This is a genomic window from Anaerovibrio lipolyticus LB2005, from assembly GCF_000621545.1.
Lineage (GTDB): Bacteria > Bacillota > Negativicutes > Selenomonadales > Selenomonadaceae > Anaerovibrio > Anaerovibrio lipolyticus_A.
The window spans coordinates 105,489-122,676 of sequence record NZ_JHYA01000011.1 but is presented as its reverse complement, the minus strand read 5'-3'; the positions used below and the strand labels follow the sequence as shown (position 1 = coordinate 122,676).

The 17,188-nt window shown below is 45.1% G+C and carries 32 protein-coding genes; 1 reads left to right on the top strand and 31 read right to left on the bottom strand.

Features of this window, described 5'->3' with window-relative positions:
* The first annotated feature begins 175 nt into the window (after positions 1 to 175).
* The gene (locus tag T355_RS15305) at positions 176 to 343 is read left to right on the top strand and encodes a hypothetical protein (RefSeq protein WP_155851710.1); all 168 of its coding nucleotides are present in this window, start codon (positions 176 to 178) and stop codon (positions 341 to 343) included.
* A gap of 55 nt (positions 344 to 398) precedes the next feature.
* Here the strand turns inward: T355_RS15305 and T355_RS0109630 are convergent, their stop codons facing one another.
* The 31 genes from T355_RS0109630 to rplB form a co-directional block, all read right to left on the bottom strand.
* Positions 399 to 1,091: a flagellar brake protein gene (locus T355_RS0109630; RefSeq protein WP_027397580.1), complete on the bottom strand. Its 693-nt coding sequence runs from the start codon at positions 1,089 to 1,091 to the stop codon at positions 399 to 401.
* A 189-nt stretch (positions 1,092 to 1,280) separates the two neighbouring features.
* Entirely contained in the window at positions 1,281 to 2,069 is a 789-nt protein-coding gene (truA, locus tag T355_RS0109625; protein WP_027397579.1) for a tRNA pseudouridine(38-40) synthase TruA, read from the bottom strand.
* Positions 2,070 to 2,087: 18 nt separating this feature from the next.
* Positions 2,088 to 2,888 carry an energy-coupling factor transporter transmembrane component T family protein gene (locus T355_RS0109620; RefSeq protein ID WP_027397578.1) on the bottom strand — a complete coding sequence of 267 codons (801 nt, stop codon included), beginning with the start codon at positions 2,886 to 2,888 and terminating at the stop codon, positions 2,088 to 2,090.
* Positions 2,882 to 3,745 (bottom strand): energy-coupling factor transporter ATPase, encoded by an 864-nt coding sequence (locus T355_RS0109615; RefSeq protein ID WP_027397577.1) that lies wholly within the window; start codon positions 3,743 to 3,745, stop codon positions 2,882 to 2,884. The genes T355_RS0109620 and T355_RS0109615 overlap by 7 nt, the downstream gene beginning before the upstream one ends.
* A complete protein-coding gene (locus T355_RS0109610) occupies positions 3,736 to 4,518 on the bottom strand; it encodes an energy-coupling factor transporter ATPase (RefSeq protein ID WP_051555516.1) in 783 nt (260 codons plus the stop codon). Before T355_RS0109610 ends, T355_RS0109615 begins: the two co-directional genes overlap by 10 nt.
* Positions 4,519 to 4,687: 169 nt before the next feature.
* Positions 4,688 to 5,029 carry a 50S ribosomal protein L17 gene (rplQ, locus tag T355_RS0109605; RefSeq protein ID WP_027397575.1) on the bottom strand — a complete coding sequence of 114 codons (342 nt, stop codon included), beginning with the start codon at positions 5,027 to 5,029 and terminating at the stop codon, positions 4,688 to 4,690.
* Between the two features lie 40 nt (positions 5,030 to 5,069).
* Positions 5,070 to 6,068 (bottom strand): DNA-directed RNA polymerase subunit alpha, encoded by a 999-nt coding sequence (locus T355_RS0109600; protein WP_027397574.1) that lies wholly within the window; start codon positions 6,066 to 6,068, stop codon positions 5,070 to 5,072.
* A gap of 65 nt (positions 6,069 to 6,133) precedes the next feature.
* Entirely contained in the window at positions 6,134 to 6,727 is a 594-nt protein-coding gene (gene rpsD / locus T355_RS0109595; RefSeq protein WP_027397573.1) for a 30S ribosomal protein S4, read from the bottom strand.
* Between the two features lie 17 nt (positions 6,728 to 6,744).
* Entirely contained in the window at positions 6,745 to 7,137 is a 393-nt protein-coding gene (gene rpsK / locus T355_RS0109590; RefSeq protein ID WP_027397572.1) for a 30S ribosomal protein S11, read from the bottom strand.
* A gap of 12 nt (positions 7,138 to 7,149) precedes the next feature.
* Positions 7,150 to 7,518, bottom strand: coding sequence for a 30S ribosomal protein S13 (gene rpsM / locus T355_RS0109585; protein WP_027397571.1), 369 nt, complete (start codon positions 7,516 to 7,518; stop codon positions 7,150 to 7,152).
* A 22-nt stretch (positions 7,519 to 7,540) separates the two neighbouring features.
* Positions 7,541 to 7,654 carry a 50S ribosomal protein L36 gene (gene rpmJ, locus T355_RS15035; protein ID WP_058965281.1) on the bottom strand — a complete coding sequence of 38 codons (114 nt, stop codon included), beginning with the start codon at positions 7,652 to 7,654 and terminating at the stop codon, positions 7,541 to 7,543.
* A gap of 43 nt (positions 7,655 to 7,697) precedes the next feature.
* On the bottom strand, positions 7,698 to 7,916 hold the full coding sequence (gene infA, locus T355_RS0109580) for a translation initiation factor IF-1 (protein ID WP_009645081.1): 219 nt from the start codon (positions 7,914 to 7,916) through the stop codon (positions 7,698 to 7,700).
* A 138-nt stretch (positions 7,917 to 8,054) separates the two neighbouring features.
* On the bottom strand, positions 8,055 to 8,699 hold the full coding sequence (locus T355_RS0109575) for an adenylate kinase (RefSeq protein ID WP_027397570.1): 645 nt from the start codon (positions 8,697 to 8,699) through the stop codon (positions 8,055 to 8,057).
* A gap of 13 nt (positions 8,700 to 8,712) precedes the next feature.
* Positions 8,713 to 9,969, bottom strand: a complete 1,257-nt coding sequence (secY, locus tag T355_RS0109570; protein ID WP_027397569.1) for a preprotein translocase subunit SecY — start codon at positions 9,967 to 9,969, stop codon at positions 8,713 to 8,715.
* A gap of 1 nt (position 9,970) precedes the next feature.
* Complete coding sequence (gene rplO, locus T355_RS0109565) at positions 9,971 to 10,411, bottom strand: 50S ribosomal protein L15 (RefSeq protein ID WP_027397568.1); 441 nt, start codon at positions 10,409 to 10,411, stop codon at positions 9,971 to 9,973.
* Positions 10,412 to 10,435: 24 nt separating this feature from the next.
* Positions 10,436 to 10,618 (bottom strand): 50S ribosomal protein L30, encoded by a 183-nt coding sequence (gene rpmD, locus T355_RS0109560; RefSeq protein ID WP_027397567.1) that lies wholly within the window; start codon positions 10,616 to 10,618, stop codon positions 10,436 to 10,438.
* 13 nt (positions 10,619 to 10,631) lie between these two features.
* Positions 10,632 to 11,132, bottom strand: a complete 501-nt coding sequence (gene rpsE, locus T355_RS0109555; RefSeq protein WP_027397566.1) for a 30S ribosomal protein S5 — start codon at positions 11,130 to 11,132, stop codon at positions 10,632 to 10,634.
* Positions 11,133 to 11,154: 22 nt separating this feature from the next.
* Entirely contained in the window at positions 11,155 to 11,514 is a 360-nt protein-coding gene (gene rplR / locus T355_RS0109550) for a 50S ribosomal protein L18 (protein ID WP_027397565.1), read from the bottom strand.
* 23 nt (positions 11,515 to 11,537) lie between these two features.
* A complete protein-coding gene (gene rplF / locus T355_RS0109545; RefSeq protein ID WP_027397564.1) occupies positions 11,538 to 12,089 on the bottom strand; it encodes a 50S ribosomal protein L6 in 552 nt (183 codons plus the stop codon).
* A gap of 26 nt (positions 12,090 to 12,115) precedes the next feature.
* Entirely contained in the window at positions 12,116 to 12,514 is a 399-nt protein-coding gene (gene rpsH / locus T355_RS0109540) for a 30S ribosomal protein S8 (protein WP_027397563.1), read from the bottom strand.
* 36 nt (positions 12,515 to 12,550) lie between these two features.
* Positions 12,551 to 12,736, bottom strand: a complete 186-nt coding sequence (locus tag T355_RS0109535; protein WP_027397562.1) for a type Z 30S ribosomal protein S14 — start codon at positions 12,734 to 12,736, stop codon at positions 12,551 to 12,553.
* Positions 12,737 to 12,753: 17 nt separating this feature from the next.
* Positions 12,754 to 13,293, bottom strand: a complete 540-nt coding sequence (gene rplE / locus T355_RS0109530) for a 50S ribosomal protein L5 (protein ID WP_027397561.1) — start codon at positions 13,291 to 13,293, stop codon at positions 12,754 to 12,756.
* A 21-nt stretch (positions 13,294 to 13,314) separates the two neighbouring features.
* Positions 13,315 to 13,647 (bottom strand): 50S ribosomal protein L24, encoded by a 333-nt coding sequence (gene rplX / locus T355_RS0109525; RefSeq protein ID WP_027397560.1) that lies wholly within the window; start codon positions 13,645 to 13,647, stop codon positions 13,315 to 13,317.
* A gap of 18 nt (positions 13,648 to 13,665) precedes the next feature.
* Entirely contained in the window at positions 13,666 to 14,034 is a 369-nt protein-coding gene (gene rplN, locus T355_RS0109520) for a 50S ribosomal protein L14 (protein ID WP_027397559.1), read from the bottom strand.
* A gap of 39 nt (positions 14,035 to 14,073) precedes the next feature.
* Positions 14,074 to 14,331 carry a 30S ribosomal protein S17 gene (rpsQ, locus tag T355_RS0109515; protein WP_027397558.1) on the bottom strand — a complete coding sequence of 86 codons (258 nt, stop codon included), beginning with the start codon at positions 14,329 to 14,331 and terminating at the stop codon, positions 14,074 to 14,076.
* 38 nt (positions 14,332 to 14,369) lie between these two features.
* Entirely contained in the window at positions 14,370 to 14,561 is a 192-nt protein-coding gene (rpmC, locus tag T355_RS0109510; protein ID WP_027397557.1) for a 50S ribosomal protein L29, read from the bottom strand.
* On the bottom strand, positions 14,551 to 14,994 hold the full coding sequence (rplP, locus tag T355_RS0109505; protein ID WP_027397556.1) for a 50S ribosomal protein L16: 444 nt from the start codon (positions 14,992 to 14,994) through the stop codon (positions 14,551 to 14,553). Before rplP ends, rpmC begins: the two co-directional genes overlap by 11 nt.
* Entirely contained in the window at positions 14,994 to 15,662 is a 669-nt protein-coding gene (gene rpsC, locus T355_RS0109500) for a 30S ribosomal protein S3 (protein ID WP_027397555.1), read from the bottom strand. The genes rplP and rpsC overlap by 1 nt, the downstream gene beginning before the upstream one ends.
* 18 nt (positions 15,663 to 15,680) lie before the next feature.
* Positions 15,681 to 16,013 (bottom strand): 50S ribosomal protein L22, encoded by a 333-nt coding sequence (gene rplV / locus T355_RS0109495; RefSeq protein ID WP_027397554.1) that lies wholly within the window; start codon positions 16,011 to 16,013, stop codon positions 15,681 to 15,683.
* Positions 16,014 to 16,036: 23 nt separating this feature from the next.
* A complete protein-coding gene (gene rpsS / locus T355_RS0109490) occupies positions 16,037 to 16,318 on the bottom strand; it encodes a 30S ribosomal protein S19 (protein ID WP_027397553.1) in 282 nt (93 codons plus the stop codon).
* A gap of 28 nt (positions 16,319 to 16,346) precedes the next feature.
* A complete protein-coding gene (rplB, locus tag T355_RS0109485) occupies positions 16,347 to 17,174 on the bottom strand; it encodes a 50S ribosomal protein L2 (RefSeq protein ID WP_027397552.1) in 828 nt (275 codons plus the stop codon).
* Positions 17,175 to 17,188: the final 14 nt, after the last annotated feature.

Below are 17,188 nucleotides of genomic sequence, written 5' to 3'. Positions count from 1 at the left end.
TTCACCACCCGTGAATGTAAAACTATCGAAAAACCTGTAAAATACAGGCATAATTACCCTAATGTATATTATAACGCAGTTGTTCAATTTTTTCCATCTTAAGAAAAAGAGAGTATTGTACGATTATTATTATGTGATATAATTTTCCTATGCGGGATATTATAGGGGGATGCTTATGAACTTTGAAGACTACTATGCTTTGGGAGAACAGATACACAACAGCCTGTTGGATGTCAATAGTCTTAAGGATGAGATGAAGCAACTGGACAAGATGCTGGATGACATTCAACAGAAGCTGGACTCAGCAATTGATTTAAAGACAATTAGACAGCACAATATGTAATACTCAAAAAACGAGGAGCCGGTCACTTAGATACGACCGGCTCCTTTATTATCCATTAATATCTTATGCATTTTTTGGGTGCTTTCCTCTGTAAATCAAAAATATAATTGATGATTTTGTCCTGAATTTTGAAATCTATATTGGTAAACTTTGCCCCAATATGATACTTTCTTTCCTCTGTTTTTTCATCAAGCTCAGTGTTCCTAACCACAGTGGCCATATGGTTGAATAATCCTATCCCCGGGATTTCACTAATTTCCACTGTTATTTTTTTACCAACATCCAAAGGTCTGTCCAGCAGGAAACAAATGCCACCACCACTTAAATCCACACTAGTAGTGAAAATCATTTCCTCCTCGGCCATGTTGTCATCCAGCAGTCTGACCACCAATGGATTATCAAATTTTATACGAACAAATTCTCTATGCTGTATTTTCTGCACCTTAACAGGCTTATCGGTATACCACACGGGAATATTTTCAATTACCCGACGCTGAAATCCCACAGCAAATTTATAATAGCAACAGCCATCAAAAAAATCACATATAAAGCTCGTTCCCGGAGAAATTCTTGCAGGACATTTGTCCTCATCTACCGGCACCGTCAGAACCAACTCCCCATCACCTATATTCTCCAGCTTACTGAATAAAGGTCTTTCGTCGTCAGGCAAGGAAATATTCAGCTGTTGTCCCAGCTTTAAAACCACATCCGGCCTGACAAATATATCCTGCGATAAAGCTCCTCTCATCTATGCCATCCCCCCCATTTCTCAAAAAGTTATCCCCTACAACAATATTACACATACAAAGAACTTTTGCAACATTGTAACAACTGAACATCTGTAAAAAAAATAATGATATAAAGGAATAATCTCTTCTCCGTAAATATTATAGCATAGATTTTTATGGTACTAAATACCCATATCTTGAAAAATCAATTAAATTTTAGAATAAAAAACTTTGTCAAGAAATAGTCCCTGAGCCGGTGCTGTGGCTCCTGCCTGGCTTCTATCCAATGAGTCCATTATCCGCTTAAAGTCCCCCACAGACTTCCAACCGAGGCCCACGTTACCAAGGGTCCCAACAATGTTCCGCACCATATGATACAGGAACCCGTTAGCATGGAAGGTGAGCTCCACTATACGTCCCCCCTGCTGGACCTCCAGAACTGCCTCGTAAATATTTCTCACTGGACTCACCGGAGGGCCACCAGCTGCCCTAAAGGCACTGAAATCATGCTCTCCCTTGATTAGCTCCAGACAGGCCCTCATGGATTCCACATCAAGCTCCTTCCTTATATTCCAGCTGTAGTTTCGCTCAAAGGGATCTGGAATATCTCCCTGTAGAATACGATATTTATATATTTTGCTCACAGCACTGTGACGGGCACTAAACTCCCTGTCCGCCTCTGCTGCCTCCAAAACCACAATATCTGGTGGAAGAATACTGTTTACCGCCCGCGGTACCCTATCCACTGGAATGGAGCCATCCGTAAAAAAGTTCACTACTTGCCCTCTGGCATGAACTCCAGCATCGGTACGTCCTGAAGCCGCCAGCTCCACTGTATCCCCAAACACCTTCTGGAGCCTGTCCTCCAAAATATTCTGCACCGCAACAGCAGGAGGATTCTGTCGCTGAAAGCCGTTATAGTTGGTGCCGTCATAGGCCACCGTCAGACGTATATTGCGCTTCCGCGCCTTCATTATATCTTTGTGTTCAGGCTTCATATTCCATCCTTTTAAATCTTACAACGTAAACTGCACCACGATTAGACTGATAAGGAACACACTAAATATTCCTCCCGCCCAAAAATCTACATCGTGAAGTCGCTGCTGTTTCATACGGGTTCTGTCGACTCCCCCCTGATAGCAGCGAGCTTCCATTGCAATAGCCAACTCATCAGCCCTTCTGAAGGCGGAAATAAAAAGTGGCACCAATACCGGTATCATACCCTTGGCTCGCTGGAAAAAATTACCATCGCCAATGTCAGAGCCTCTGGACTGCTGGGCTTTAATTATCTTGTCTGTTTCCTCCAGCAGCGTTGGGATAAAGCGCATGGCAATAGTCATCATCATGGCCAGCTCATGGGCAGGAAAACCAATTTTCTTCAGAGGTGACATTAATGACTCCAGAGCATCCGTCAACTTAAGCGGTGATGTGGTAAACATCAGAAGTGAAGATATTGCAATCATCAATACCAACCGTAGACTTATAATAAATCCCTGTATTATTCCCTCTTTGGTCATTACAAAGTTCCACACCTTAAATATTGGTTCTCCCGGTGTACTGAACAAATGAATGCCAAAGGAGAAAAGAATAATCCACCATAGTGGCTTTATTGACTTTAAAACAGTTCCCACAGGAAGTCCTGAGAGAAGCACCACACCTATGGCACCTGCCGTCATAATCCCATAATTAATATGATTATCGAATAAAAACACCGCCACTATGTAAATAAAAAGCAGCACGATCTTTACTCTGGCATCCATATTGTGAATGGGAGAATTACCGGGAAAATATTGTCCCAAAGTGATATCTGTCAGCATTTTCCCTTCCTCCTTAACGCCTCAATAATTTCCTCTACCGCTTTATCCATAGTATAGGCATTATTCTGTATCTCCAGACCATTTTGGGCCAGTTCATTCATTATAGTCTTTACCTCAGGCAATTCCAAACCAGCCTGACTTATAAGTTCCTTTTGCGAAAAGGCCTCCTCCGGAGTGGCCTCCATGGTAACCTTCCCCTTGTTCAGAATAATGACATTATCTGCATAACTGGCAATATTATCCATATTATGGGAAATCAGTACAATAGTTGTGCCCTTTTCTTTGTGGAGCCTTCTGAACTTTTCCATAAGGGATTCACGCCCCTTTGGATCAAGGCCTGCCGTAGGCTCGTCCAGTACCAGATATTTTGGTTGCAAAGCCAGAATACCTGCTATAGCTGCCCGACGCTTCTGGCCGCCACTAAGCTGAAAAGGAGAACGGTGAGCGTACTTATCATAATCGAGATTTACGAAGTCCATTGCCTGCTTAACCCTTTCCTGGGTTTCATCCTCACTGCAGCCTATATTTCTAGGGCCAAAGGCGATATCCTTGGCAATGGTTTCTTCAAAAAGCTGATATTCAGGGTACTGAAATACGATACCCACCTTCCGCCGGGCTGCCTTAGCCTCTGTATTTTTTTTACCTATATCCACACCATCCACAAGGATAGTGCCCTTATTTGGCTTTAACAGTCCATTAAAATGCTGTATCAGGGTTGACTTCCCTGATCCGGTATGCCCTGCAATAGCGGTTATTTTCCCCTCCGGAATAGTAATTGAAATATCATCCAGAGCCAAGTGCTCAAAGGGGGTCTTGGGCATATAGGTATATGATATGTTTTTTAATTCTATTGACATATTGCCCTCACCAAATCCTCTGTATTAATAATAGACTCTGTAATCCTAATACCTTTTTGCTGAAGTCTGTAGGCCATCTCAGCAGCCATAGGCACCGCTAGGCCCCGTTTCTTCATGGCTCCAATATCCCTAAAGATTTCCCTTGGTGTACCACTTGCCACCAAATGCTTCTGGTCCATGACAAATATCCTGTCGGCCATTGCCGCTTCCTCCATGAAATGGGTTATATAAACCGTGGTAATTCCCCGCTCCTTGTTAAGACGTGAAACCGTATCCATAACCTCATGGCGTCCTCTTGGATCCAGCATGGCAGTAGGCTCGTCCAGTACAAGACATTTAGTATTCATAGCCAAAGCTCCTGCTATGGCCACCCGCTGCTTTTGACCACCTGAAAGATGATGGGGGGAAAAGTGGCGATACTCCTCCATATCAACTGCCCTCAGGGCCGCAGTTACGTTACGGCGAATCTCATGAGGGTCCAGACCAATATTTTCTGGTCCAAAACCTACATCATCCTCCACTATAGCAGCGATAATCTGATTATCAGGATTCTGAAAAACCATACCTATCTGCCTTCTAATGTCATAGGTATGCTCCTCATCTTTGGTATCCATACCGTCTACCAGACACTTTCCCGATGAAGGAAGCAGCAAGCCGTTAAAATGCTTGGCCAATGTGGACTTTCCTGAGCCATTGGTGCCCAGAATTGCCACAAACTCCCCCTCTTCAATCTTTATATTAACATTTTCAACAGCCAGCATCTCATTCTCCATGCCGGCATTATAAATGTGTGTTAAATCAACGCATTCAATAAAACTCACGCAAAACACCTCTAAATCAACATTATAGCCTAGTTCTATTGTCAACGCAATTAAGAATAAAGGTTAACAACAAAAAGAGGCACTCCGTAAGGAATGCCTCTCATATATCGTTAGCTGTAAATTACTTTACCAACTCAAGGATAACCATTGGAGCTGCGTCACCACGACGTGGGCCCAGCTTCAGGATACGGGTATAACCACCCTGACGATCCTTGCACTGCTCAGCGATTTCACCGAACAACTTTCTAACAACATCTTCATCAGCAAGCTGAGCAATAGCCTGACGACGAGCAGCCAAATCACCGCGCTTAGCGAGAGTGATGAGCTGTTCTGCAAGTCCGCTGATCTCCTTAGCCTTAGCCTCGGTAGTCTCAATGCGCTCATGCTTGAAGAAGGAAGTCAGAATGCTCTTGAACAGTGCCTTACGAGCACTGGAGTTACGACCTAATTTTCTGTAAGCCATTTATTTCCCTCTTTCCTATATCTTAATCTCGAAATGTCAATCAGTTATCTGCCAAATCATCGGCAGAACCATCATTTTCCTTAAGTGACAGGCCCAGCTCCTGGAGCTTGTTCTTGATTTCCACCAAGGACTTGTTACCAAGATTACGAACCTTCATGATTTCAGCCTCAGTCTTGTTGATGAGGTCACGAACTGTCTTAATATCAGCTCTCATCAGGCAATGATAAGAACGAACTGTCAGTTCGAGCTCCTCAACCTTCTTATCAAGAATTGGAGCATCAGTCATATCTGCAGTGCTAACAGCAGCAGTCTCTGGGACCTCTGCAGCAGCAACTGGTTTGGTATCAATAATCAGATTGCTGAAGAGCTTCAGTCTTGCAATCAGGATACCTGCTGCCTTGCTGACAGCCTCCTCAGGAGTAATAGAACCATTGGTCCAAACCTCCATGGTCAGCTTGTCATAGTCGACAGTGTCACCCACACGGGTATCTTCAACTCTGTAGTTAACACGGCGTACAGGAGAGAATATAGAATCAATAGGAATCTCACCAATAGCCTGATCAGGTTTCTTATTCTTATCACCTGGAACATAGCCAAGGCCATGCTCTACAGTCATCTCTATATTAAGTGAACCTGTCTCGTTAACAGTTGCGATATGCAGTTCTGGGTTAAGGATCTCAATATCAGCATCGTGAATAATATCAGCTGCTGTTACTTCCTTCTCACCCTGAACCTCGATGCGGATTGTCTTAGGTTCATCGCTGTGCATCTTAAGGCAGAGCTCCTTAAGGTGAAGGATGATGTTGGAAACATCATCGCGAACACCTGGAACTGTGGAGAACTCATGCAACACACCATCAATCTTGATGGCGGTAATTGCTGCACCTTGCAAAGAGGACAAGAGAATGCGGCGAAGGCTGTTACCAAGGGTAATGCCATAACCGCGCTCCAAAGGCTCGCAGATAAACTTACCATAGCGGCCGTCCTCACTGATTTCCTCTATCTGAATCTCAATCTTCTGCTTGTCGATTTCGATCATCTGGAATTGCCCTCCTCAATAAATCAATGCATATATGTACAAATACGACAATTAATACACAGATATTATTTGGAGTACAACTCGACGATTGCCTGGCTGTCAACAGGAATGTCGAAGTCATCTGCAGCAGGGAATCTGTTGATGGTACCGGTGAAGTTATCGGAACCTACAGTAATCCATGCTGGAACGCTGAGAGCGCTGTTGGACTCAGCCAACTCCTTGAAGAATGCATTGGAGCGAGCCTTTTCGGAAACTGCTACAACATCATTTACATCAACGAGAGCAGATGGAATGTCCAGACGCTTGCCGTTCAGAGTGATATGACCATGACGAACGAGCTGACGAGCCTGCTTACGGGTGGAAGCAAGACCAAGACGGAATACTACGTTGTCGATTCTTCTTTCGAGAAGGCTGATGAGGTTATCACCAGTGATACCCTGCATCTTCTTAGCCTTGTTATAGTAAGAACGGAACTGCTTCTCCAGTACACCGTAAATGAACTTTGCCTTCTGCTTTTCCTTCAGCTGAACACCATACTCGGAAACTTTACCGCGGGTACGACGTGGCTGACGGTTGGAACTCTTATTCAGACCAATAACACCTGGCTCGATACCGAGGGAACGGCATCTCTTCAGTGCTGGTACTCTATCAATTGCCATTTAGTTTGCACCTCCCATTATACTCTTCTACGCTTTGGTGGACGGCAACCATTGTGTGGAATTGGGGTAACATCCTTAATCATGCTAACCTCAAGACCAGTTGCCTGCAGGGAACGGATTGCAGCCTCACGGCCAGCACCAGGACCCTTAACGTAAACATCAACCTGCTTCAAGCCATGCTCCATAGCAGCCTTTGCAGCAACCTCTGCTGCCATCTGAGCTGCGAATGGAGTGCTCTTTCTGGAGCCACGGAAACCAAGTCCGCCTGCGCTTGCCCAGGAAAGTGCATTACCGTTCTTGTCGGTCAAGGTAACGATAGTATTATTAAAGGTGGAGCTGATATGAGCAACACCAAATTCGATATTTTTACGGTCCTTTTTCTTAGGACGTACAGACTTCTTAACTGCCACTCTAACTCCTCCTTACTTCTTCTTACCAGCTACAGCCTTTTTAGGGCCTTTACGGGTACGTGCGTTATTCTTTGTGTTCTGTCCGCGTACAGGAAGACCCATACGATGACGACGACCACGATAGCAGCCGATCTCAACGAGTCGCTTTATATTCAGGGACTGCTCACGACGAAGGTCACCCTCTACTACTACCTGCTTATCGATGATATCACGAAGCTTAATAACCTCATCTTCGCTCAGATCACGGGTACGAGTATCTGGGTTAACACCAGTCTCCTTTAAAATTCTCTGAGAAGTGGTAAGACCAATACCATAGATATATGTTAATGCGATCTCAATTCTCTTATCACGTGGCAAATCTACACCGGCAATACGTGCCATACATCAAGCACCTCCTTCTTAATTATCCTTGTCTCTGTTTATGTTTTGGGTTCTCGCAAATAACCATTACACGACCCTTACGCTTAATAACCTTGCATTTTTCACAAATTGGTTTAACCGATGGTTTAACTTTCATTGCGTTATGCCCCTTTCATGTACTATCCTTGATTACTCAAAGATTATTTAAAACGATAGGTGATACGGCCACGAGTTAAATCATAAGGTGTCAGCTCAATAGTGACCTTATCCCCTGGCAGAATGCGTATAAAATTCATTCGAATCTTACCGGAAACATGCGCCAAGACAACATGACCGTTCTCCAACTCCACCTGGAACATTGCATTTGGCAGTGCTTCCAGGACTTTACCTTCAACTTCAATTACATCTTGTTTAGACATAAGTGGTATTGCTCCTTAGTGTCATAACCTAGGAAAGGTGGCCGCAGGAGCGGCCCCATCTTCCGGCATCACAGCTTTCGCTGCACGATTCTTCTATAATAATTCGGTAGTACCAGGCAAAACTGCCTGCCATAACTCTTAAGCCTTCAGGGCATCAACCATATCCTTGAAAACTTTGTCGATAGCCTGACGTCCATCAATCTCTAAGTATAACCCAGCTTTCTGGTAATAGTCAATCAATGGCTTAGTCTGAGCTTCATATACGGACAACCGATTCTTCATAGTTTCCTCGGTGTCATCTGCTCTCTGATAGAGCTCGCCACCACACTCATCACACTTGCCTTCAACCTTTGAAGGGCTGAACTTAATGTGGAATGTAGCACCACAGCTCTTGCAGATTCTGCGTCCTACTGCTCTCTCAACGAGATCAGAGGAAGGAACAGTGATATTAACAACGCTCTTAAGGCTAAGCCCCAAATCAGCCAAAATCTTGGTAAGGGCATCAGCCTGATCAACAGTACGAGGGAAACCATCCAGAATAAAGCCCTTCTTGCAATCGTCCTGGGCAAGACGCTCACGGACAATGCCGATGGTAATTTCATCTGGAACGAGGTTTCCGGCATCAATACATGCCTTCGCCTGCTTTCCGAGTTCAGTTCCTTCCTTGATAGCGGCACGGAACATGTCGCCAGTGGAAATATGTGGAATACCAAACTCTTTCACCAGGTTAGCAGCCTGAGTGCCTTTTCCGGCACCCGGAGGGCCCATTAAAAGTAAATGCATTTAATTAATCCTCCTAATTCATAAAACCTTGGTAATGACGCATAACAACCATGGACTCAATCTGCTTCATGGTATCAAGGCCAACGCCTACAACAATCAGCAGTGCAGTTCCACCAAAGTTTACACCCTCAAGATGAGTTGCGGACGCAATAAATGTTGGAAGAACGGCTACCAGTGCAAGGAATAACGCGCCAGCAAGCGTAATTCGAGTCATGACATAATCTAAATATTCTGCCGTTGGCTCTCCCGGACGAATGCCCGGGATAAAACCACCGTATTTTTTCAGATTCTCTGCCATATCCGATATCTTTACAGTAACCGCGGTGTAAAAATACGTGAAGAAGATAATCAACAGTGCATAAACTGTTGTTTGTAGCGGTGTACCCCACGCAAAATACCCGGCAATAGTTTTTACCCAGGGGATATCAATAAACTGGGCAATAGTTACTGGAAACATCAGCACGGATGACGCAAAGATTATTGGAATAACTCCCGCGGTGTTAACCTTAAGCGGGATGTGACTGGACTGTCCGCCATAAGATTTATGACCAACAACCCTCTTCGCATATGATACTGGAACCCGGCGATAAGCTGTGTGAATTGCAACAACAAACACAATCATCGCTACAGCAATCACTGCAAAGAAGAAAACATTAATATAACTAATGGTTCCTGTCTGTAAGTAATTATAAATCTTTCCAATGTTGTTTGGCAACGCAGCAACGATACCGGCGAAAATGATCAGTGAGATACCATTACCTACGCCGTTAGCAGTTATCTGCTCACCAAGCCACATAAGGAAAACTGTTCCTGCTGTCAGTGTAATCGCAATAATGAGGATTGACACTGGACCAGGATTTAGGATAGCCTGCTTCAAACCAATGGACATACCCATGGCCTGCAAGAAGGCAAGTAATACTGTGAAATATCTTGTAACCTTGGTGGTTTTCTTATAGCCTTCCTGACCTTCCTTTGACCACTGCTCCAATGTAGGTACAACCACATTTAAGAGCTGGATGATAATGGAAGCATTAATGTAAGGCGTAATACTCATAGCAAATACAGAAAACTTACTAAGAGCACCACCGGAAAACATATCCAGTAAACCGAAAAGACTGCCATTGTTGAACAGTGATTCAATAGCTGATGGATCAACACCTGGAACAGGAATATGAGTACCCATTCTGAAGATGGCGAACATTATCAGCGTAAAAGTGATCTTTGCTCGAAGCTCCGGAATCTTGACGATATTAGAGAGAGCTGATAACAAATCAGATCACCTCAACTTTTCCACCTGCTGCAGTAATCTTTTCTTCTGCGGACTTGGTGAAGCCGTTGGCTACAACAGTCAGCTTCTTAGTGAGCTCACCATTGCCGAGAATGCGAACACCGTCGCGTACGTTCTTAAGGATACCAGCCTCAATCAATGCAACAGCATCAACAGTAGCACCATCCTCAAAACGGTTCAGAGTCTCAACATTAACCTCTGCATATACGTTAGCAAAGATGTTCTTGAAACCACGCTTTGGTAATCTACGATATAAAGGCATCTGACCGCCCTCGAAACCAGTACGAACGCCGCCGCCGGAACGGGACTTCTGACCCTTCTGGCCTCTGCCGGAAGTCTTACCATTACCGCTGCCCAGACCACGACCAACGCGGAAAGCGTTCTTGCGGGAACCAGGAGCTGGAGATAATTCATTTAACTTCATCTTTTAAGTGCACCTCCTTGAATCTCAAGCCTGCTCTTCAACAGTTACGAGATGCTCTACCTTGTGGATCTGGCCACGGAGAGACTCGCTGTCTGGAAGCTCAACTGAGGAATTTAACTTCTTAAGTCCTAATGCTTTAATAGTAGCACGCTGAGTAGCTGGTCTACCGATCAGACTTCTGGTAAGAGTAATTTTTAAATTTGCCATTTCAAAACCCTCCTTAACCTAAAAGTTCCTGTACGGTCTTACCGCGAAGCTCAGCTACCTTCTCAGCCTGCTTCAGCTGCTCAAGACCCTTCAAGGTTGCACGAACCATGTTATTAGGATTGGAAGAACCAAGGGACTTGGTCAAAATATCCTTAATACCAGCAAGCTCGAGAACTGCACGAGCTGGGCCACCAGCGATAACACCAGTACCTTTTGCAGCTGGCTTCATCAGTACACGGCCTGCACCGAAAATACCAATCATCTCATGTGGGATAGTAGTACCCTTCAGAGAAACATCAATAAGGTTCTTCTTAGCGTCTTCAACGCCCTTGCGAATTGCCTCTGGAACCTCTGCAGCCTTACCTAAGCCTGCACCAACCTGACCCTTCTCATTACCAACAACAACAAGTGCGCTGAAGGAGAAGCGACGGCCGCCCTTTACAACCTTGGCAACTCTATTAATATATACAACTTTTTCCTGGAACTCAGGAGTCTCGTTGTCCATTCTAGCCATCTATGTACCTCCTTTACAAATATTAGAATTTCAAGCCAGCTTCACGAGCGGCTTCAGCAAGTGCTGCAACACGGCCATGATATACATAACCACCACGGTCGAAAACTACCTCGGTAATGCCCTTTTCCAGAGCGCGCTTAGCAACTGCCTCGCCTACTGCCTTGGCAGCCTCAATATTACCACCGTAGTTCTTGAAATCCTTATCCTTTGTGCTGGCAGATACGAGAGTAACACCGTTAACATCGTCGATAACCTGAGCATAAATATTGCTCAAGCTGCGGAATACGTTAAGACGTGGTCTCTCAGCAGTGCCGGAAATATGATTGCGTACACGCAGGTGACGCTTCTGACGAGCTTTATTTTTATCTTCCTTAACAAACACTGTCGGTTACTCCTTTCTGGTTATTATTTCTTACCCTTGGCGCCAGCCTTACCTACCTTACGGCGGATGTGCTCGCCTTCGTACTTAATACCCTTGCCCTTATATGGCTCTGGTCTTCTGTAGTCGCGAACCTTAGCTGCGATAGCGCCAACAACTTCCTTATCAATACCGTTTACAACGATCTTGGTAGGATTTGGTACCTCGAAAACGATACCAGTAGGTGGCTCAACAATAACTGGGTGAGAGAAACCAAGAGACAGGTTCAGGTTCTTGCCCTGGAGCTGTGCTCTGTAACCAACACCATTGATCTCAAGAGTCTTTGCATAACCCTCAGTAACACCAACAACCATGTTGTTGATCAGGGTACGGGTAAGACCATGGAGAGATCTGTGATCTTTATTATCTGAAGGACGCTCTACAGTGAGTACACCGTCCTCTAATTTAATCTTCATATCCTGGCTGAAAGAGCGAACTAACTCACCCTTTGGGCCCTTTACGGTAACCTTATTTCCATCCTCAACCTTTACGTTTACGCCAGCTGGGATAGTAATAGGTGCTCTACCAATTCTAGACATCTGTACACCTCCTGACTTCTAAATAATTACCAAACGTAAGCTACAACCTCGCCGCCGAGACCAGCCTTGCGAGCATTCTTATCGCTCATGATTCCCTTGGAAGTGGAAATGATGGCGATACCCAAACCACCGAGAACTCTAGGGAGCTCAGCAGCCTTTGCATACTGGCGCAGGCCTGGCTTGGAAATACGCTTAATACCAGTAATTACCTTCTCACGGTTAGGACCGTACTTCAGGGATACAGTGATAACACCCTGCTTACCATCCTCAGTGAAAGTGAAGTCATTGATGAAGCCCTCTTCCTTAAGAACGCCAGCGATGGCCTTCTTAATGTTGGAACCAGGAATCTCAACCTTTTCATGATAAACGGAGTTTGCATTGCGCAAACGAGTCAACATATCTGCAATAGGATCAGTCATTACCATTTAAACCGATATCCTCCTTTCATTTTCGCCTTTAAGTTACCAGCTAGCCTTGGTTACGCCAGGAATGGCACCCTTGTAGCTCTGCTCTCTGAAACAAATACGGCACATATCGAACTTTCTGATATAACCGTGCGGACGACCGCAAATCTTACATCTGTTGTACTTGCGAACAGGGAACTTTGGTTCCTTGCTCCACTTTTCAATCATTGCCTTCTTGGCCACAGTCAGTACCTCCTTCTTTACGCTTTAAAAGGCATACCCATGAGCTTTAAGAGCTCGCGAGCTTCCTCATCAGTCTTGGCAGTTGTTACAACTACGATATTCATACCGCGGAGCTTGTCAATCTTGTCATACTCAATTTCAGGGAAAATGAGCTGCTCCTTCAGGCCGATTGCGTAGTTACCGCGACCGTCGAAAGAATTGGAACCGATACCACGGAAGTCACGAACGCGTGGAAGTGCAACATTCATGAACTTGTCGAGGAACTGATACATGCGAACGCCGCGAAGAGTAACCTTTGCGCCGATTGGCATGCCCTGACGAAGCTTCCAAGCTGCCAGAGATTTCTTTGCTCTGGTGAGAATAGGCTTCTGGCCTGCGATAATAGTCAGATCATTTACAGCGGAGTCAAGAGCCTTAGGATTACCTACAGCCTCGCCAACACCCATGTTAATGATAATCTTAGAGATTTTTGGGAGCTCCATAACATTCTTGTAACCGAACTTTTCGGTCAGAGCAGGAACTACCTCTTTAATGTACTTTTCCTGTAATCTATCCACTAGATGGTCCTCCTTTCCTTATTATTTGGTCTGGTCTACAACTTCGCCGCACTTCTTGCAGGCGCGTACAGACTTACCATTTACATCCTTGTGTGCAATACGGGTAGCCTTGCCACAAGCTGGGCATACGAGCATAACCTTTGCCGCAAACATAGGAGCTTCTTTAACAAGGATGCCACCCTGTGGGGCACTCTGATTTGGCTTAGTGTGACGCTTAACCTTGTTAACGCCCTCAACTACAACCTTATTCTTCTTAGGCAGAGCCTGGATAACCTTGCCCTGCTTGCCTTTATCTTTGCCAGACAATACCAGTACGGTATCGCCCTTCTTTACATGCAGTTTTGTAATGGACAAAATAGCACCTCCTAACTATCAAAGAACTTCTGGAGCCAGGGAAACGATCTTCATGAAGTCTTTATCACGAAGCTCTCTTGCAACTGGTCCAAAAATACGGGTTCCTCTTGGAGTCTTATCCTCCTTGATAATTACGGCAGCGTTTTCGTCGAAACGAATGTAAGAACCGTCGTTACGACGCTGGCCCTTCTTGGAACGTACTACAACGGCCTTAACAACGTCACCCTTCTTTACCATACCGCCAGGGGATGCAGATTTTACTGCAGCCACAATAATATCACCAATGTTAGCATACTTGCGATAAGAACCGCCAAGAACACGGATGCACATAATTTCCTTAGCACCGGTGTTGTCGCCAACATTGAGTAAAGTCTGTTGCTGAATCATCAGTTAACCTCCTCAACCAGAATTTCCATCATCAGGAAATTATTTAGCTTTCTCAACGATCTCTACAAGTCTCCAACGCTTATCCTTGGAAAGTGGACGAGTTTCCATAATGGAAACAGTGTCACCAATGTGAGCCTCGTTATTTTCATCATGGGCCTTGAACTTAACAGTCTTCTTAACGGCCTTCTTATATAATGCATGCTGCTCGATGTCAAGAACTGCTACTACAATAGTCTTGTCCATCTTGTCGCTTACAACTTTACCAATTTTAGTCTTGCGTTCATTTCTTTCGCTCATTAGGGAGCCTCCTTTCATCTGCATATCAATTCGTTCAATTAAGCATTAGCCTGTTCAGTCTGTACAGTCTTAATACGGGCAATAGTCTTCTTTACTTCCTTGATACGCATTGGGTTCTCCAACTGGCCAGTAGCGAGCTGGAAACGGAGGTTAAATAACTCCTCTTTGAGAGAAGCAAGTTTCTGGTTAAGTTCCTCAGCGCTCAAATCACGAATTTCATTAACCTTCATTTACTTCACCGCCCTCTGCTTCTAAATCTTCACGAACTACGAACTTTGTCTTGATTGGGAGCTTGTGGCCTGCAAGACGCATAGCCTCAGCAGCTACCTCACGAGAAACGCCGTCCATTTCGAACATTACACGGCCTGGCTTAACTACTGCTACCCAGTACTCTGGTGAACCCTTACCGGAACCCATACGAGTCTCAGCAGGCTTTGCAGTTACAGGCTTGTCAGGGAAAATCTTGATCCAAACCTTACCGCCACGCTTAATGTAACGAGTCATAGCAATACGGGCTGCCTCAATCTGTCTGTTAGTGATCCATGCTGGCTCAAGAGCTACAAGACCATACTCACCATGAGAAACCTTGTTACCACGCTGAGCCTTACCCTTCATGCGACCACGGAACTGTTTACGATATTTTACTCTCTTTGGTAATAACATTAAGCTTCGCTCCCTTCAACAGCAGCAACAGGCTGCTTTCTCTCAGGAAGAACCTCACCCTTGAAGATCCAAACCTTGATACCGATACGGCCATAAGTGGTAGCTGCCTCTGCAGTACCATAGTCGATGTCAGCTCTCAGAGTATGAAGAGGAATGGAACCCTCACGATAGGATTCGCTACGTGCGATTTCAGCGCCGCCGAGACGACCGGAGCACATAATCTTAATACCCTTTGCACCAAGACGCATAGTACGGCCTACAGCCTGCTTCATAGCACGACGGAAAGCAATACGACGCTCCAGGGAGCCTGCAATGTTCTCAGCTACCAGAGTTGCATCCATATCTGGATTCTTAATCTCCTCAATGCTGATGTCTACATTGCTGTTAGTGAACTTCTTGAGACCAGCCTTGATCTGCTCAATGCCGGAACCACCGCGGCCGATTACCATACCAGGCTTTGCAGTGTGGATAGTCAGCTTCAGACGGTTCTTAGAACGCTCAGTCTCAATCTTGGAAACGCCGGAGCTCTGAAGAAGGTTCTTCAGGTGACGGCGAATTTTAATATCTTCATGCAGATTAGCTGCATAATCTTTGCCAGCATACCACTTAGCATCCCAAGTCTTTACGATGCCAAGTCTTATACCATGTGGATTTACTTTCTGACCCAAGTTTATAACCTCCTTTTATTACTTTTCGTCTACTGCTACGGTGATGTGGGAAGAACGCTTCAAAATCTTGAAGGCCTGGCCACGGGAACGTGGATGAATACGCTTCATAGTTGGTCCCTGATCAACGAAACAAGAAGAAACATAGAGGTTATCAACATTCATATCAAAGTTGTTCTCAGCGTTTGCTACTGCAGACTTGAGAACCTTTTCTATAGCTTCAGCACCAACTTTTGGTGTGAACTTTAAAATCGCAAATGCCTCAGCAACGCTCTTGCCACGGATAAGATCCATAACTACGCGTACCTTGCGAGGTGCAATGCGAACATATTTAGCAACTGCTTTTGCTTCCACAGAGGAATCCTCCTTTCAAAATCTTATCTAAGACCGGTCTTTCTCTCTTCACCGGCATGACCCTTGAATGTACGAGTTGGTGCGAACTCACCAAGCTTGTGGCCAACCATGTCCTCAGTTACATAAACTGGAACGTGCTTGCGGCCATCGTGTACAGCGATAGTGTGACCAACGAAAGTTGGCAGAATAGTTGAACTTCTGGACCAGGTCTTTACGACCTTCTTGTCGTTAGCTGCATTCAGGGCATCAATCTTCTTAGTTAAGCTTTCATGAACATAAGGTCCCTTTTTTACTGATCTTGACAATTTATATCCTCCTTCCGGTGATTATCTCTTATTTGGTACGGCCTTTAACGATTAACTTATCAGAAGCCTTCTTACGGCGGGTCTTAGCACCCATAGCGCACTTACCCCATTTAGTAACAGGATGCTTGCGGCCAACTGGGGAACGGCCCTCACCACCACCATGTGGATGGTCATTAGGGTTCATAGCTACACCGCGGTTTTCAGGGCGGATACCCAACCAGCGGTTACGGCCAGCCTTACCAATAGTGATGTTCATATGCTCGGCATTGCCAACTACACCGATAGTTGCACGGCAGTTAACATGTACCTTACGCATTTCACCGGATGGCATACGAAGGGTTGCATAGTCACCCTCAATTGCCATGAGCTGTGCAGAAGCACCAGCGGAACGAACCAGCTGAGCACCCTTACCAATCTTAAGTTCAATATTGTGAACCTCGGTACCTACTGGAATGTTCTTTAATGGGAGACAGTTACCTGGCTTGATATCGGCATTAGGACCAGACTCAACCATGTCTCCTACCTTAAGACCGTTAGGAGCGATAATATAACGCTTCTCACCGTCTACATAATTTAAAAGTGCAATACGGGCACTGCGGTTTGGATCGTACTCGATAGTTGCAACGCGTGCTGGGATACCATCCTTAGTACGCTTGAAGTCGATAATACGATATAAACGCTTATGGCCGCCGCCCTGATGACGAACGGTCAATCTACCCTGCTGATTACGACCACCGTGCTTCTTCAGACGCTCAACGAGGGACTTCTCAGGCTTATCAGTAGTGATTTCATCGAAAGATGCTACAGTCATGAATCTTCTGCCTGCAGAATATGGTTTAAAACTCTTTACTGCCACTTAATTAACCTCCT